Genomic DNA, 15,459 nt, shown 5'->3' with positions numbered 1-15,459 from the left:
CCTTCTTTCCCTCGCCCAATGACGCCCCCCCAGACCGTGATCCACAACCGCCTGCTGGCCAAGGTGAGCTACCGGCATCTGCAGGCCGTCATGCTCACGGCCGAGTTCGGAAGCACCCACAAGGCGGCCGAGGTGGCGGGCATCAGCCAGCCCAGCGTGACCAAGTTCCTGGCGGCGGTGGAGGCCCTCATCGACGACGCTTGTTCGAACGCCATGCCCGCGGCATGCGTCCGACGGCGGCATGTCGCGCGATGCTTCCTTTCTTAGAAGCGACGCTCAAGCTGCTCGCGAACGGTGCGCAATCGCTGCACGACGTCCAGTCGGGCGCGGCGGGTTCGCTCCACATTGGCGCCCTACCGGCGGCCTGCCGCGGCGAAATCATGGCGGGCGTCGCGCAGTTCTCCGGGCGCTGTCCGCAGTTCCGGATCCATCTCGAAGAGAACAACCTGTCGGCCCTCCACGAGCACCTGGACGACGGCGTCTACGATGCCGTGCTCGTACGCGCACCGAGTCCATTGCACGATCGCCACCGCTTCCATGGCCTGCAGGAGGACTACTCGATCGTGCTGGCGCGCAAGGGCCACCGGCTGGCCCGCAGGCGAGCGCTGACGCTGCAGGAACTGGTGCGGGAGAGGTGGCTGGTCCTGCCGACAGGCAACACCAGCCGCACTATCTTCGAGAGCTGGTTTTCCGCCATGCCGGGGCGCCCCGACATCGTGAACATCAGCACGCCCTCCCTGTCGGCACTCACATCCCTGGTCGCGGAAGTCGATGCCTTGATCGTGCTGCCCCGAAGCTTCGCGATTCCCGCGCTGGCATCGGGGCAGCTGTGCGCCTTGAACGTGGCGCGCTGCGACCCCCTGCTCCCGCTCGGCATCCTGTGGCAGCCCGCGAAGGCCAGCGTTGCGGCGCAGACCTTCGTCGACTGGATGATCGCGCGGTCGAAGCGAGGGGATGAGCTGGGGACCCAGACCTGCCGCTGAAGGAAGGATGTCATCGCTGGGCGCGGCGTGACCGCCGGCTTGCCGTTTCAGCCCAGGCCTGAGGAGGATGGGCAGGAGTGATCCGCGCCGATGGCCGCCGCCACGTCCACGCCTTCCGAGGATTCATCGCAAATACCATTGGACAGGGTGGTCAACGCGCACGTGAGTCAACCGACTGCACGGTGCCCGTGGTCGTGAACAGATGGACAATCAAAGCACATGACGAGATGGCGCGACCCCGCTTGATCGAGTCGCCAACCTGTGGAGACACCTTAGTTTCATGAAACAAGTCAACGCACCTGTCGCCAACGTCAACCTCAAATTGCTGCAGACGTTCTTGCTGGTCAGCGAGCACAGCAGCTTTCGAACCGCGGCCGAGAAGACCTTTCGCTCTCCCTCCGCTGTCAGCGCGCAGATACGCCAGCTCGAAGACCAGCTGGGGGTTGCCTTGTTTCATCGAACGACGCGAAGCGTGCGCCTGACGGGCGAAGGACTGCAACTCCTGGAGTGCGCGCAACGGGCTCTTCAAGAAGTGGATTCAGGGCTGCGAAAGATCCAGGAATCGGCGGATGTCCGAAGAGGCCGTGTCGCGCTTTCCTGTTCACCCACGATCGCGGAGACACGTCTTGCCAGGGTGCTTGCGGCTTTCGAAAAGGACTTCCCGGGCATCGAGGTGTCGGTCAGGGAATTGACCTCCGCGGCGCTGTTCGAAAGCGTGCGTCGTCGGGAGGTGGACTTCGGCATCGGCCCCAGCACCGAGACCAGCGAGTTCACCTTCGAACCGATCCTCGACGATCCGTTCTATGCCCTCGTCCCCAAGCGTTTCGTCACCACCAGCAAGTCGACGATCTCGCTGTCAACATTGGCCAACATGCCGATGCTGGTGCTCAACACGGCCACGGCCCTGCGGGGGATGCTGGAAGCCACGTTGAAAGAACGCAACCTCACTTTCTCCAATCGGTACGAATTCACCCAGGCGCAGACACTCATCTCCATGGCCACCGCGGGACTGGGCGCGGCGATCTTGCCCAAGGTCGCCCTGCCGGAAAAGCTGCATCCCTCCGTGTACTCGCTTCGGATCGTCAACCCGCCATTGCTGCGCCAGGTTTGCATCATCACGCTGCGTGGCCATTCGCTGTCACCCGCCTCCGTTCGTCTTGCGGAACTCTTGCGGCAGCTGATCGCGCTGCCGAGCCCCCTCAGCGGACCTGCGAGGCGCAAGCGTGGGACGTCTTCCCTCAACTGAAAAGCCCGGCTGCGACGCATTGGCATTGTGCGTTCAAACCGCACAATCGACACGATAACTTCGATTGTCAGGGCCTTCACGCCACTCTAGAGTTCGTCCCATCTTCCGGCGCACGCCGGACTTCGCAGCACGTTGAAAGCCCCACGCTTTCGGTGCGACCAGATGGAGACAGCCTTGGATTTCAATCTCTTGCGCGGTTTGCGCGTCGTGGAGAGTTCCGCGTTCATCGCAGCGCCACTTGCCGGGATGACGCTTGCCCAGTACGGCGCGGAAGTCATTCGGATCGACATGGTTGGCGGCGGCATCGACTATGCGCGGCAACCCATGATGCCTGGCGGGCGCAGTCTTTACTGGACGGGCCTGAACAAGGGCAAGAAGTCGATCGCCGTGGACATTCGCCAGCCTGCCGGGCGCGAACTGGTGCAGGCCCTGGTCACCGCGCCCGGCAACGGCGGCGTCCTGCTCACAAACATCGGTGTGCCCTGGCTTTCGCACGCGCACCTGTCCGAGCGTCGCAAGGATCTCATCACCTGCACGATCGAAGGCAATCCGGATGGCACGACCGCGGTGGACTACACGGTCAACTGCGCGGCGGGCTTTCCCGCCATCACCGGCAACGGATCGATCGATTCCCCGGTCAACCACGCACTGCCGGCGTGGGACATCGCCTGCGCCTACCAGGCCGCATTCGGGATCGCCGCGGCAGCGGCGAATCGCCAGGCGACCGGTGGCGGAGCGCAAATGCGGCTCGCCCTTTCCGATGTGGCGTTCTCCACCCTTTCTCACCTGGGCATGCTGGCCGAAGCGGAACTGCTCAACCAGGAAAGAACGTCCCTCGACAACTTCCTCTATGGGGCTTTCGGGAAAGACTTCGGGACGTTCGACGGCCACCGCGTTTACGTCGCCGCCATTTCGCTGGGACAGTGGAAGAGCCTCGTGGCCGCCTGCGCGATGCAGGGCGCATGCGAAAAGATCGAGCAGGAAGCGCAACTGAATCTGGAGAAAGAAGAGGACCGCTTTGCGGCGCGTCTGGCCATCGCGGCCTATCTCGAGGGATGGTTCAAAACCAGAAGCTTCGCGCAGGTGCGCGAGACCCTGGACACGCACAAGGTGTGCTGGGGTCCCTATCAGACGGTCATGGAGGCGCTTGCGCGCGACCCGCGCCTGAGCGAAGCCAATCCCATCTTCACACGCGTGAACACGGCAGGCGTTGGCAGCCACCTTGCGGCGGGCGGCACGCTTCGCATGGGCACCACGCACACCGGCTCGCCGGTACCCGCGCCGCTTCTTGGACAGCACACCGACCAGATCCTGCAGGAAGTGCTCGGGTTGAGCGGGGCCGCACTGGGAAAGCTGCACGACGACGGCATTGTTGCGGGCCCTGAACGCGACCCCCTTGTGAATCAACCTCTGAGCGTCTGAGGCAGCAAGCGGGATGCAAAACGCAGAACCTGGACAGCGTTGGCATTGGTCTTACTTCCTGCCAAGGCCGCGCCACTCCACCCTCGGCTCCGACGGGCATCGGGCTGGCAGCGAGGCGCGCTTGCCACGATCGCTTCGGCGCAGATCGGCTGACGCCCCTTTCAGGAGACCGAGTTGACCAGACACCCATTCAAGAGCAACTTCTTCGAGGATTTTCGCCTCGGCCAGATCATCCACCACGCGACCCCTCGAACAGTCAGCGACGGCGACATCTCGGCCTACCTGGCCCTCACGGGATCGCGGTTCGCGATCCATTGCGCGGACACCGTGGCCCGCGAACTGGGCCACCCTCAACGGCCACTGGAAGACCTCCTGGTGTTCAACATCGCATTCGGCAAGACCGTCCCCGATCTGTCCGTCAACGCGGTTGCGAACCTGGGCTACGCGGACCTCGATTCCTGGCCCCCGTGTACGCGGGAGACACCTTGTCCTGCGAGAGCGTGGTCATCGGACTGAAGGAGAACTCCAGCCGCCTGACCGGTGTGGTCTATGTTCGATCCACCTGCTACAACAAAGACGGCGTCGTGGTTTTGACCTGGGTGCGCTGGGTCATGGTTCACAAGCGACGCGTGATGCCAAAGTGGCCGAGTCGTTCGTTCCGCAACTTCTCGCTTCGGTCCCCAAAGACGAGCTGACGGCGCGTGCCCGCATTCGCTCCTGCGAAGCGCTGGAGGAGTGGTGCGAGGCGTCGGGTTCGTCGCAACTCTGGGATGCATACGCCCCTGGCGATCGCTTCGACCATCCGTTGGGCGTGACCATGGAGCATGCCGACGACATGGCCGCCGCTCGCCTGTATCAGAACAACTCGCGCCCCCACTTCGATGGATTCGGCATGCGTCGATCGCAGATCGGCCAGCGCCTGGTCTACGGCGGACACGTCATCTCGGTGTGCCGCGCACTGTCCCATGACGGCCTGGAAAACGCCCTCGAGATCCTGGCCGTGAATGCAGGGACGCACGTATCACCGACGCTTGCCGGAGACACGCTCTACGCCTTCACGGAGGTTGTGGACCGATTCAAGCTGCCCAACCGGACAGACGTCGCGCTTTGCGCCTGCGCCTGATCGGCTTGAAAGACACGCTCCCCGCGGACGCGAGGTGGCCTCGACATCCATGCCTGACGGTGGAAGCGCCTACCACCCCGCCGTGGTGCTCGATCTGGACTACGTCGTGGCGGTGCCGCGCAAGGCGCAAGGCGGCAACCGCCATGACTGACTGCATTCGCGCGCCCCTTGTCGAGCAGGCCGGGAGGGGGCCAGCGCCGAAAGGCCGAGCGCCGGTCGATGAACCCCGGGCACATGCGTCTGCCGCCGCGCATCGGAGGCGCTTGTCGAGCGGACACGGATATCGCGCCGGGCCTGCCGCTTCGAACCTCTTTCCTTTGGCCATCGACGTTGCTCCACTTACCAAGCTGTTTTCATGAGCGCCACCTTTTTCCCTTCTGCTCCAACCCGTCTTCAAAGGTCCCAGCTTGCCGTGCCGGCGTCCAGCCCGATCTACTTCGAGAAAGCGGCGCGGTCCGCCGCCGATGCGGTGTTCCTGGACCTGGAGGACGCCGTTGCCCCCGCCGAGAAAGCCAAGGCCCGCAACCTCGCCGTTGAAGCGCTGAACGACATCGACTGGGGCACGAAGACCGTGCAGGTCCGCATCAATGGGCTCGACACGGAGTACATGTACAAGGACGTCGTGGCCCTGGTCGAAGCGTGCCCTCGCCTGGACATGCTGGTGCTTCCAAAGATCGGGGTGGCCGCGGACGTGTACGCCGTCGACATGCTGGTTTCGCAGATCGAGGCGGCGACCCGGCGGGACCGGCGAATCGGCTTCGATGTGCTCATCGAAACCGCTCTCGGAATGGCCAACGTGGAGTCGATTGCCGTGAGCTCGAAGCGCCTGGAGTCGCTGAGCTTCGGGGTGGGCGACTATGCGGCAAGCACGCGCGCGCGATCCAGCGGGATCGGCGGCGCAATCCCGAGTACGGCGTCCTGTCCAACAAGAACGGCAGCGAGGCCAGGCCGTTCTACCCCGCCGACATGTGGCACTACGCGCAGTCTCGCCTGGTCGTTGCATGCCGCGCCTACGGATTGCGTCCCATCGATGGCCCCTACGGCGACTACGCGGACACGCACGGGTTCGAGGCGGCATCTCGTCGGGCCGCGGCCATGGGGTTCGAAGGCAAATGGGTCATTCACCCCTCGCAGGTGTCAGGCGCCAATGACGTCTTCGCCCCGAGCGCCGCCGAACTTGCTTACGCCCACCGGGTCATGGAAGCGATGAAGACTGCGCAGAGCGAAGGCCGTGGCGCGGTCAGCCTTGACGGCAAGCTCATCGACCTGGTCAGCATCAAGATGGCCGAGAACCTGCTCGACAGAACCGGGCGGTCGAGGACGCCATGAGTCTCTTTGCCGCCCCTCGTTCAGCGGCACGGCCCAGGCGTTCGGCGTTGTATGTTCCGGGCGCCAACGCCCGCGCCCTGGAGAAAGCGGCGACGCTCGCGTGCGACGTCGTGGTCATCGACCTCGAGGACGCGGTGGCCCCCGCGTCGAAGGCGCAGGCCCGTGACAACGCCGTGCGCGCGCTGGGAGCGCAGTTCGGCCATCGCGAGGTCGTCGTGCGCATCAACGGTCTTGCAACGCAGTGGGGGCACGACGATGTAGCCGCCATTGCGCCACTGGCACCCGCGGCGATCCTGTTGCCCAAGGTCGAGTCTGCGGCAGATGTCCAGGACCTGGCGGCAGTGCTTCGACGCTCGGGAGGTTCTTCAGACCTGCGCATCTGGGCCATGATTGAAACGCCGGCCGCCTTTTTCCGCTTGCCGGAGATCGCCGACGCGGATCCACTGATGCAGGCGTTCGTCCTTGGAACGACCGACCTTGTGGCCGACCTCAGGGGCCGCCACACGGTGGACCGCGCCGCGTTGCTGCCTTTGCTCGCTTTGGCAGTCTGCGCGGCAAGGTCGCGGGGCCTCGTCGCCCTGGACGGCGTCCACCTGAAGATCGACGACGAACCAGGGCTGCTTGCGTCGTGCCGGCAAGGGCGCGACCTCGGTTTCGACGGCAAGTCCGTGATCCATCCTTCACACATCGGCCCCACCAACTCGGTGTACGGGCCTGCCGCCGACGAGTTGAAACGCGCCCGTCAACGCATCGAGGCGTTCGAGGCGGCCGTCGCGTCCGGTACGGGCATGGCGGTGGTGGAGGGAGCACTTGTCGAAGCGCTGCACGTGCGCGAAGCCCGGCAACTGCTCGAACTGGCAAGCGCAATCGAAAAATTGTCGGGCTGACTGTTCCGCCGCGTCCCACCAGCGCGTGACGACGGCGTGAGCCGTGCGCGTGGGCTTCGCTCTCCGCTGGACGGGCAGCCTCTTCCCGGTGCTCAGGGTGTCTCGCCAGAAACGCCGCAAGGCACTCAACAACCGATAGGACTCACATGCACACCAACAAAGCCAGCACGCTCGGAATCTTCCTGGCGATCTCCTGTTGCTTGCCCGCCCACTCCGCCGATGGCTACCCGGCCAAGCCGGTCAAAGTGGTCGTCCCGTGGACGGCTGGCCAAGCGACGGATGCAGCGGCGCGCGCCGTCTCGGAACGGCTCAGCGCATCGCTTGGTCAAGCATTCATCATCGACAACAAGGCCGGAGCGGGCGGCGCGATCGGAAGCGACTTCGTGGCCAAGGCCCTCCCGGACGGGTACACGCTGCTGGCCGGCTCCACGGGCTCAGTGACCGTAAGCCCCCTTCTGACCAAGACAAACTACGACGGCAAGAGTTTTGCTCCGGTTGGTGTCATCGCGACCGTGCCCTACGTGCTTGTCGCGGCCAACTCGTTTCCCGCGAAGGACGCGCAGGCCCTGATTGCACTGGTGAAGGCGAACCCGGAAAAATACACTTTTGCCACCTCAGGTGGAGGCTCCATTGGGCACCTGATCTCCGAACTATTTTTGGCCAGGATCCACGGCAAAGCCACGCACGTGCCGTACAAGGGGAGCAGCGCCGCGCTGGTCGACGTGTTGTGGCCGGCCGCGTCGACTTCATGTTCGACTCCGTGACCTCCGTAGCCCCACACGTCAAGTCTGGCAGGGTGCACGCCTACGCCCTCTCTTCGGCCAAACCCAGCTCTGCGCTTCCACAGATACCGACATTGGCGGCTTCCACCAGCTTGAAAGACTTCGATGTTTACGCCTGGATTGGCTTGATGGCGCCAGTCGGGACGCCAGAGCCGATCCTGACGAAGCTGAACCGCAGCATCCAGGCGGCAGTTTCGTCGCAAGTGGTGCGCGACCAGTACCTGACGCTGGGCATCGAAGCGGTTGACAAGTCCGGCCCCGCGAACATGGCCGAAGTGATGGAGGCAGAGCGGGTCCGCCTTGGCGGTTTGATCAAAGCCGCGAACATCAAGGCGGATTGAAGGGCCGAGCCGTCACGCAGCCCCCGTTGGGCGCCGCTGTCCAAAGGAGCGGCGTGCATGGCGCGCGAGGGAGCAGGCACGCGGCCGATGGCACATCGGTGCGCGCCCTTCGGGCGCTCAATGAACGGCCGCGTACATGATCTTCTCGTCGGTCGCGGCCTTGGCATCGAACTCTTCCACGATGCGGCCTTTGCGGGCCACGAGGATCCGGTCCGAGAGGTTCAGGATCTCGGGCAGATAGGAAGAGATGACCACCACGGCCAATCCGTCGTCGGCAAGGTCGTTGATGAGCTGATGGATCTCCGCGATCGCGCCGACGTCGACGCCGCGGGTCGGCTCGTCGAAGATCACCAGCTTGGGCTTCTGGATCAGCGACTTGGCAATCACCACCTTCTGTTGGTTGCCCCCCGACAACTCGATCACGCGTGCCTCGCCGCTGATGGCTTTGATGTTCAACGACTGGACCCATTCATTGGCGGCCTTCGCCGTCTCGTCCTTTCCCAACCACCAGCGGCGCTTGCGATCCGCCGCGAGCGAACCCAGGTGGATGTTCTGGGCGATCGACATGGTTTCGAAGAACCCGTCCAGTTTTCTGTCCTCGGTGATGTAGATCACGCCGTCCGCCATCGCCGTGCGCGGGACCCGGTATCGCACCGCTCGCCCCTCGAGGAAAATCTCGCCCCCGTGAAAATGGTCGCGCTTGGTGACGCCGGCGATCACGCGAGCCATTTCCGTCCGCCCCGATCCGATCAACCCGAAGATCCCCGTCACCTGCCCCGAGAAGATGGAAAAGGAGCTGTTGCGCACCATGCGTCCCATCGACAGGTTCTGGACGCCCAGGATCTTGCGACGAGCCTTGCGGACCTTCCGATCGTGCTGGCTGTAGATCTCGTTGGACAAGGTACGCCCCACCATGGCCCGAATGACCGCTGCCCGGTCGAACTTGCTGGCGTCGTCGCTGGTCACCAGCGTGCCGTCGCGCAAGACGGTCAGTCGATCGGAAACCGCGAGGGCTTCTTCGAGCGCGTGCGTGATGAAGACAATGGTCACGCCGCTGCTTTTCAGCCGCTTGATCAAGGAGAAGAAGTGCCCCTTCTCCTCCGGCGTCAACGTTGCCGTGGGTTCATCGAAGATGATCACGCGCGCCTTGTGGTGGACCGCGCGTGCGATTTCCACCATTTGCTTCTGCGCCGCGCCGAGCTGGCTGACGTTCAAGGTCGGGTCAACGGGAAAGTTCAGCGATTGAAGGAACTGCTGGGCGGCGATGTACAGCCCACGAAGTCGGTTGAACGTGTTCTCGTTGCCCAGGTAGATGTTCTGCGCCACGGTCAGCGAAGGCACCAGGCTGGTCTCTTGAAACACCATCGCAATGCCGGACTGCAGCGCTTCCAGCGGCGTGTTGAACTGCACCCGCTTGCCCTCGAGCCAGATCTCGCCGGACGTGATGCCGACCACGCCGGCCAGCATTTTGGTCAGCGTCGATTTGCCGGCGCCGTTCTCCCCCAACAAGGCATGGACTTCGCCGCGGCGCAGTTCCAGCGACACGTCGCGCACCGCCACCACGCCGTGGAAGGCCTTCGTGACTTTCCGGAATTCAATGAACGGCGATTGCATCAACTGCTCCAGCTTGAACCTTGTCGTCGAGGACGAACAGCCCTCCCGCACCGCGGGACGCGAACACCACCCCCTGGCCGATTCCAGCGACGCTGGTGATGCCATGCCGATCCCCATCCGAGCGGCTGTGGAAACTGGCTTCGGGCTGAAGCCTGTCGTCCAGCTTCACCAGCAGGCCATAGGACCGCGTCGGCGCCCACGGTTTCAGCATCCCCATCTGTTTCACCGCGCCTCCCTGGAGCGGCTCTTCGTACGACCGCCCGCTGCGATAGGCTGGCGCGACCCAGAACTCCGGCGGGATCGTCTTCAGCATTTCGGTCCGGTACCTGTCTTCACGCAGCACGAACTCGATCAACTGACTTCGCGGAGCGAACACGCACAGCCAGGCAGATCCGTCCGCGCATCGCGCGAGGCGGCCGGGGTAGCCTGGCAGGTCGGCGACCTGAGTTGTCCGCTTTCCGTCCGACAGTGAGATCGTGACGACGCGGTGTTTCCAGGCTTCCGACACGACGACGGTGTCGCCTGCCGCGAGGACGCCGGCCGGATGTGCCAGTCCGCTGGCAAGCTGCTCGATGCGGTCGCCCTTCAGGTGGAGCTTCCAGATGGAACCCGAGCTGTTGCGCTCCAAAAGATCCGCCTGCCATTGCGCCTGTGTCCTTGTGGCCGATCCGTTGGCGACCACGATCTGGTCCTCTCCAACGAAGTCGATCGCGGTGATGCATTTCAGACCGCGCTGTTCCGCGGCCGACAGTTGCGTCGGCACCTGGTCGCGAAAGACGAGAACACGGCCGCTGTGCAGTGCGACCGCCAACTGTCCGCCGGGCGACGCGGCAAGTGCGCACGCCACATCGGGCAACGGGTGGTGCAGCTCGGCCTTCGCCCCTGGAGCCAGCCGCCAGACCGCACGACCCACGGTGAAGAAAAGCACGCCTGCACAGCTGACCAGGTTGTCCGCGCCGCTGTCTTGCAGCAACGGCGTCGCGTGTTCCAGCAGGCGGTTGGGCTGGAGCGCGCCGTCCATCGAAGGCACGGTCACACTGTGCCGCCCACGGCCAAAGAAGCGATCGAGCACACCGGAGAAGGGGTTCAACATCATGATTTCTGCCAGTAGCTGTCGTAGCCGGTCCAGTCCGCATTGGCGCCACGAAGCTCCAGGCGCCCGATGCGATTGTTCGTGATGCCGCCTATGTACAGGTGGCCTCGGTCCTCGCGCATGGAGGTGATCATGGGATGGCTCTCCCCGCCGAAATCCCAGAGCGTCTCCAGGATCTGGCCGGCGGCATTGAACTTGACGATGCACCCTGTGTTGATGTTCGGATACAGCCATTCGTCTTCCGGAAGGCGCCGCGCCATGCGCTTCCTGAAATCGGGCATCTTCAGGGCCAGGTCGAGTGCCGGTCCGCGCATGCCCATGATGGCGAGCCAGTACGTGCCGTCGGATGCCCGGTTGATGTTGTCGGGGTAGCCCGGCAGGGCCGGGATGACCACTTCCACTTGCCCTGCCTTCGGCCCGGAGATCCAGTACCGACTGATCCGGCACAACCAGCTCTCGGCGAAAAAGATCGACATGCCGTCGTGAGACAGGCACATGCCGTTGGGAAACACCAGATTGCGAAGGACGGTCTTCGTCCTGTTCGTTTCGGGGTCGTAGCAGATGATGCGGCCATTGCCGCGGCCCTCCAGGGCGTCGACCGGCCAGGTGTGCATCTCGTAGCGGACGGTGGCTTCGCTGAAGTACACCTTCCCGTCGGGGGCGATGTCCAGGTCGTCAGGCAGCCGAAGGCGCGAATCGTCCACCACCGACCAGGCGGAGCGGTTGGTTTCGTCAGTCAGCTTTCTGCAAACGCCAGCCTGATCGATGGCGTAAACGCCCATGCCGCCCACGCACACGTAGAGGTCGCCGTTCTGCGCGAACGACATCCCGAGCGGATGCCCGCCGATGTGGCAGAAGACTTCGGACCGCGCGAAATCGGGACCGAAGAACCTGACGATGTCGCCAAGCCGCGTGCCCGTGTAGAGGTTCCCCTGGCGATCGAGGATGACGTCCTCCGGGCCCTCGATTTCGCCGAGCCCGATGGCATCGGAGGAGCGCAACCTCGTGTTGATCGCGTATGGCGAGCCTGACACGTCGGCCTTGGGTGCCTCCGGCATGGCGACGAAGGTCGGGGAAACGTAGACCTTGCTCAGCACCTTGTCGCGGTTCTTGACCCAGCGCACGTCCACGGCCACCGCAAAAGCCAACATCAGGCCAAGGACCGCTTGGCCGGCGCCGCTGCTCAACCCGAGCCGGACGACGCCGCTGGTGAGGATGACGACGGTTGCCGCGCCCATCGCTGCCTTGGCGACCGAGCCCCGGCCGCCGCCCAGGCTGGTTCCGCCCAGCACGGCGGCGGTGAGCGCGACAACCTCCAGCCCCGAACCGGCGTCCGTGTTCAAGCTGGACAAGCGCGCAGCGTAGAGGTAGCCAGCCAGGCCGGTCAGGGCCCCGGAGATCACGTAGGTCGAGCAGATGGTGCGCTTGACGTTGATGCCGATGTTGTGCGCCGATCTGCGGGAGCCTCCGGCCGCCATGATGCGCCACCCGTACTTCAGGCGGCTCAGGTAGATGTGGAAGAACGCCGCCACCACGACGAAGATGATCAGGCTCACAGGCATGCCCAGGTAGCGGTTGAGCCCCAGGACGTCCCACGCGGCCGACGGAACGAACTTGGAGGTGATCTCGACCGAGCGGCTGAGCAGCAGCATTTCGACCACCGATCGCAAAAGGATCAGCGTCACGAGGGTGGTCAGGAACGCGCGCAGTCGCAGGTACCCCACCAGGATCCCGTTGACCAACCCCACGGCTGCGCCCGCCGCGATCGCGATGGGGGCCGCGGCGTAAAGCGGAACCCCGTAGATGCTTGTCAGCGCCAACGTGCAGAAGTTGGCGAGCGCGAAGTTGGAGCCGATGCTCAGGTCGATGCCTCCGCCGATCAGGACAATCGACATCGCAAGCACCAACAAGCCGATCTCGCCGAACTGGCGCAAGGTCTCGGTGAAACTGGCCGGTGCGAACAGATCCGGAAGCAGCGTGCCGAAAAGGCAGACGGTGGCAATGAGGAAAAAGAAGGGCGCGGCGTTGTCGATCCACCGCTTCGCGAGCACCTCGCCGAGCAGGTGGTCAGGGAACCACTTGTAGCGCGCCTGTTTGACGCGCTCGCTCCATGACAGCGTGGGTGGACGGGCTCGCACCGGCACGTCCGCCGGCTGGGTATAGGTAGGGTTCATTTCAGGGCTCGCCCGCGTCAGGTCTGCCTCGATCGCGCATGGAGGCAGACCTGCGTCGCTGTGGTGTGGTTGACGAACTCAGCTCTTGAGGTCTTGCAGCGAGTAGCAAGCGGTCGGACGGGGCTTGTCCTTCGTGATGACGTCCAGGGTGTTGAACAGGTTGGTCTTGATCGTGCCGGCCGGCGTCCTGGACTGGAGCAGGAACTTGATCATCGTGTTCAGATCGCGCGACTGGAGCGCTGCGTTGTAGCTGACGTAGGCGAAGTATTCGCCGTCGGCCACCTTGGCGCATTGGGACCGTTCGCCGCCGCCCGACGTGAAGATCGAGACCTTCCCTTGAAGGCCGGCGGCTTTCACCGCAGCCGCGTTGCCCACGTCCTGGCCGTCCCAGAAACCGATGATCCCGCACAGGTCCGGATTCTGCTGGAGCACCGTCGACGTCGCGGCGCGCGCTTGGCTGCCTGCGTGTCACCACCCTGCGTGGAGACGACCTTGATGTCCGGGTTTTTGCTCAACACGTTCTGCACGCCCTTCATCTGGTAAATGTTGGACGCGGCCGTGATCGTGAGCTGGCTGATGGAGACCTTGCCGGAGCCGCCGTTCTTCGGGCTGCATTTCTGGACCGCCAGTTCGGCCACCTTCTCACCCAGGGCCACCCAGTCCGGCCCGACGAAGGCCTCGGACAGCGCCGAGGACTTCAGGTTGATCTGGAGCACCGGAATGCCAGCGGCCTGCGCCCGTTGGATCAGGCGAGCGTACGCCTGGATGTCGGGGTTGTGGAGCACGAGCACATCGGGTTTCTCCGTGATGAGCTGCGTCACCGCCTGGGCGCCGGCGTCCGTCGACCAATTGGGATCCCTGACGTCGAACTTGTAGCCCAAGTCATCGGCCTGCTTTTTCATGCCGGCCGCCCAGGCTTCGGTCAGGTCCAGACCCATGCCGAGCGGCACGAAGGCGACGCGCTTGCCTTTGAGTGCCGCATAGGTCGGCGCCCGCGTCGGGTCATCGATGCCCTCCTGGGCCCGTGCGGTGAACGCGCTCAGGGCGAGCAAAGTTGCAACGGCGAGTTGGGTGTGGATCTGGCGCATGTCAATCTCCTGCTGTGCTGTTTGTGTATGTTTGCAATGGGCAACTCAGATGTCGCCTTGCTGCCCGGTTTGCTCGTCACGCGGGTTGACGATGCCGTCGATGACGATGGCGACAAGAAGAATCACCGCCTTGACGATGTTCTGAAACGTGTAGGGCATGTCCATGATGGTGAGACCGTTGAACAGGATCCCGACCAGCAACGTGCCGACGACCACGTTGCTGACTTTTCCCTTGCCGCCGCTCAGGCCCACCCCCCCAAGCACCGCCACCAGGATCACGTCGTAGATCATGGTGGAGTTGGCGATGCGGGTGTCGATGCTGGTCACGGTCGCGACGGTGATGAATCCGGCCGCGAACGACACCAGGCCGGAGATCACGTACTGAAGCACGATGAGGGGTCGGGCTGCGATGCCGGTGATGCGCGCCGTCAGGTAGTTGTCGCCGATGGCGTAGATGAACCGACCCAGTCGGGTGCGGTTCAAGAACAAGCTGGCGGCGAAGCAAACGGCAACGAAGAACAGGACCGAGATCGGAATGCCGACGATCCGTCCGCTCCCGAAATAAGCGATCGCGTCGCTGTCGGGTGGAAGGTGCACCAGGTCGGCGCCCACCAATGCGTAGTGCCCGAAGCCATAGATGAAGATGCCCATCGCCAGGGTCGCGAAGAGGGCGGGCACTTCGATGTACGCGACCAGCACGCCGCTGATGGTGGCCATCACCAGGGCAAAGCCAAGGCCGCAGGCGAGCGCCAGTTGCATCGGCGTGCCTTGCTCCATGAGCTTCACCGCCCATGCGATGGAGATGGCCATGTTCGACACCATCGCCAGGTCGATGCCGCGACCGATGATGACAATCGCCATACCGATGCCCAGAATGCCCAGCACGGATACGTTGCGAACAAGGTTCAGCAGGTTCCCGGTCGTGAGGAAGCCGGTGAGCAGAAAAGCGAACGCCGCGAAGAGCAACACCGCCAGCCCCAGAACGATCGTCTCTCGTTCGAACTTCAGGCGCGATGTCATGGGGCAATACCCCGCGGCCTTGCGCTCGAGACGTGGCGGTCCGACGTCATCTTCGATTGCGTCGGAAGCCGCTTCTTACAAGCCTTTTTGTGCAACTTTGTCTCCTTCTTCGGCGCTCGAGCACTGGCTTCGTGCTGATTTCTGCCGACTGTAGGAGTGCTGCGCACATGTCGCAAACGACTTTATGAGTTCGATTGTGCAGATTTGCAGCACAGTCGCAGACGAGGAAAGACGCGGCACCGCAGCCTGTCGGTTGCGCCGAGGCCGACTACCGGCGTTCGGCGCTTTCGACGACCAAGCCAAGAACCCCGATACGAACAGCACGGGCATCACCTTGGCCCGACAAGGCCAAGATGG

Annotated in this window: 14 protein-coding genes and 2 pseudogenes; 11 read left to right on the top strand and 5 right to left on the bottom strand. The window is 63.9% G+C overall.

Annotated features, from left to right (window positions below; all coding sequences use genetic code 11):
* Positions 1 to 18: 18 nt before the first annotated feature.
* From BMG07_RS06600 to BMG07_RS41635, 11 genes and pseudogenes are all read left to right on the top strand, one after another.
* Positions 19 to 267: a LysR family transcriptional regulator gene (locus BMG07_RS06600; protein ID WP_198083885.1), complete on the top strand. Its 249-nt coding sequence runs from the start codon at positions 19 to 21 to the stop codon at positions 265 to 267.
* Positions 201 to 983, top strand: a complete 783-nt coding sequence (locus BMG07_RS06595) for a substrate-binding domain-containing protein (protein WP_269758726.1) — start codon at positions 201 to 203, stop codon at positions 981 to 983. The genes BMG07_RS06600 and BMG07_RS06595 overlap by 67 nt, the downstream gene beginning before the upstream one ends.
* Before the next feature lie 280 nt (positions 984 to 1,263).
* The gene (locus BMG07_RS06590; protein WP_198083883.1) at positions 1,264 to 2,229 is read left to right on the top strand and encodes a LysR family transcriptional regulator; all 966 of its coding nucleotides are present in this window, start codon (positions 1,264 to 1,266) and stop codon (positions 2,227 to 2,229) included.
* 174 nt (positions 2,230 to 2,403) lie between these two features.
* Entirely contained in the window at positions 2,404 to 3,651 is a 1,248-nt protein-coding gene (locus tag BMG07_RS06585; protein ID WP_198083882.1) for a CoA transferase, read from the top strand.
* A 174-nt stretch (positions 3,652 to 3,825) separates the two neighbouring features.
* Positions 3,826 to 4,167, top strand: a complete 342-nt coding sequence (locus BMG07_RS41660) for a hypothetical protein (RefSeq protein WP_269758725.1) — start codon at positions 3,826 to 3,828, stop codon at positions 4,165 to 4,167.
* Positions 4,168 to 4,291: 124 nt separating this feature from the next.
* The gene (locus BMG07_RS41655; RefSeq protein ID WP_269758724.1) at positions 4,292 to 4,774 is read left to right on the top strand and encodes a hypothetical protein; all 483 of its coding nucleotides are present in this window, start codon (positions 4,292 to 4,294) and stop codon (positions 4,772 to 4,774) included.
* Between the two features lie 355 nt (positions 4,775 to 5,129).
* A pseudogene (locus BMG07_RS41650) lies at positions 5,130 to 5,657 on the top strand (CoA ester lyase); the annotation flags it as partial.
* Positions 5,658 to 5,740: 83 nt separating this feature from the next.
* Entirely contained in the window at positions 5,741 to 6,103 is a 363-nt protein-coding gene (locus BMG07_RS41645; protein WP_269758723.1) for a CoA ester lyase, read from the top strand.
* Positions 6,100 to 6,990, top strand: coding sequence for a CoA ester lyase (locus tag BMG07_RS06570; protein ID WP_198083881.1), 891 nt, complete (start codon positions 6,100 to 6,102; stop codon positions 6,988 to 6,990). The genes BMG07_RS41645 and BMG07_RS06570 overlap by 4 nt, the downstream gene beginning before the upstream one ends.
* Positions 6,991 to 7,136: 146 nt before the next feature.
* Entirely contained in the window at positions 7,137 to 7,754 is a 618-nt protein-coding gene (locus BMG07_RS41640) for a tripartite tricarboxylate transporter substrate binding protein (RefSeq protein WP_269758722.1), read from the top strand.
* Entirely contained in the window at positions 7,739 to 8,113 is a 375-nt protein-coding gene (locus BMG07_RS41635) for a tripartite tricarboxylate transporter substrate-binding protein (RefSeq protein WP_269758721.1), read from the top strand. Before BMG07_RS41640 ends, BMG07_RS41635 begins: the two co-directional genes overlap by 16 nt.
* A 117-nt stretch (positions 8,114 to 8,230) precedes the next feature.
* On the opposite strand, the gene BMG07_RS06560 is transcribed toward BMG07_RS41635, so the two are convergent.
* The 5 genes and pseudogenes from BMG07_RS06560 to BMG07_RS06540 all read right to left on the bottom strand — a co-directional run bounded on the left by BMG07_RS06560 (position 8,231) and on the right by BMG07_RS06540 (position 15,102).
* A complete protein-coding gene (locus tag BMG07_RS06560; protein WP_198083880.1) occupies positions 8,231 to 9,727 on the bottom strand; it encodes a sugar ABC transporter ATP-binding protein in 1,497 nt (498 codons plus the stop codon).
* Positions 9,708 to 10,823 carry a strictosidine synthase gene (locus tag BMG07_RS06555; RefSeq protein WP_198083879.1) on the bottom strand — a complete coding sequence of 372 codons (1,116 nt, stop codon included), beginning with the start codon at positions 10,821 to 10,823 and terminating at the stop codon, positions 9,708 to 9,710. Before BMG07_RS06555 ends, BMG07_RS06560 begins: the two co-directional genes overlap by 20 nt.
* Positions 10,820 to 12,994 carry an SMP-30/gluconolactonase/LRE family protein gene (locus BMG07_RS06550; protein WP_198083878.1) on the bottom strand — a complete coding sequence of 725 codons (2,175 nt, stop codon included), beginning with the start codon at positions 12,992 to 12,994 and terminating at the stop codon, positions 10,820 to 10,822. Before BMG07_RS06550 ends, BMG07_RS06555 begins: the two co-directional genes overlap by 4 nt.
* Positions 12,995 to 13,072: 78 nt before the next feature.
* Positions 13,073 to 13,896: pseudogene (locus BMG07_RS44720) on the bottom strand (sugar ABC transporter substrate-binding protein).
* Positions 13,897 to 14,127: 231 nt separating this feature from the next.
* Entirely contained in the window at positions 14,128 to 15,102 is a 975-nt protein-coding gene (locus tag BMG07_RS06540) for an ABC transporter permease (protein WP_198083877.1), read from the bottom strand.
* Positions 15,103 to 15,459 lie beyond the last annotated feature (357 nt).

Origin of the sequence: Variovorax sp. E3 (assembly GCF_016082275.1) — a bacterium.
Classification (GTDB): Bacteria; Pseudomonadota; Gammaproteobacteria; order Burkholderiales; family Burkholderiaceae_C; genus Variovorax.
This window is presented reverse-complemented; position numbering and strand designations above follow the sequence as displayed.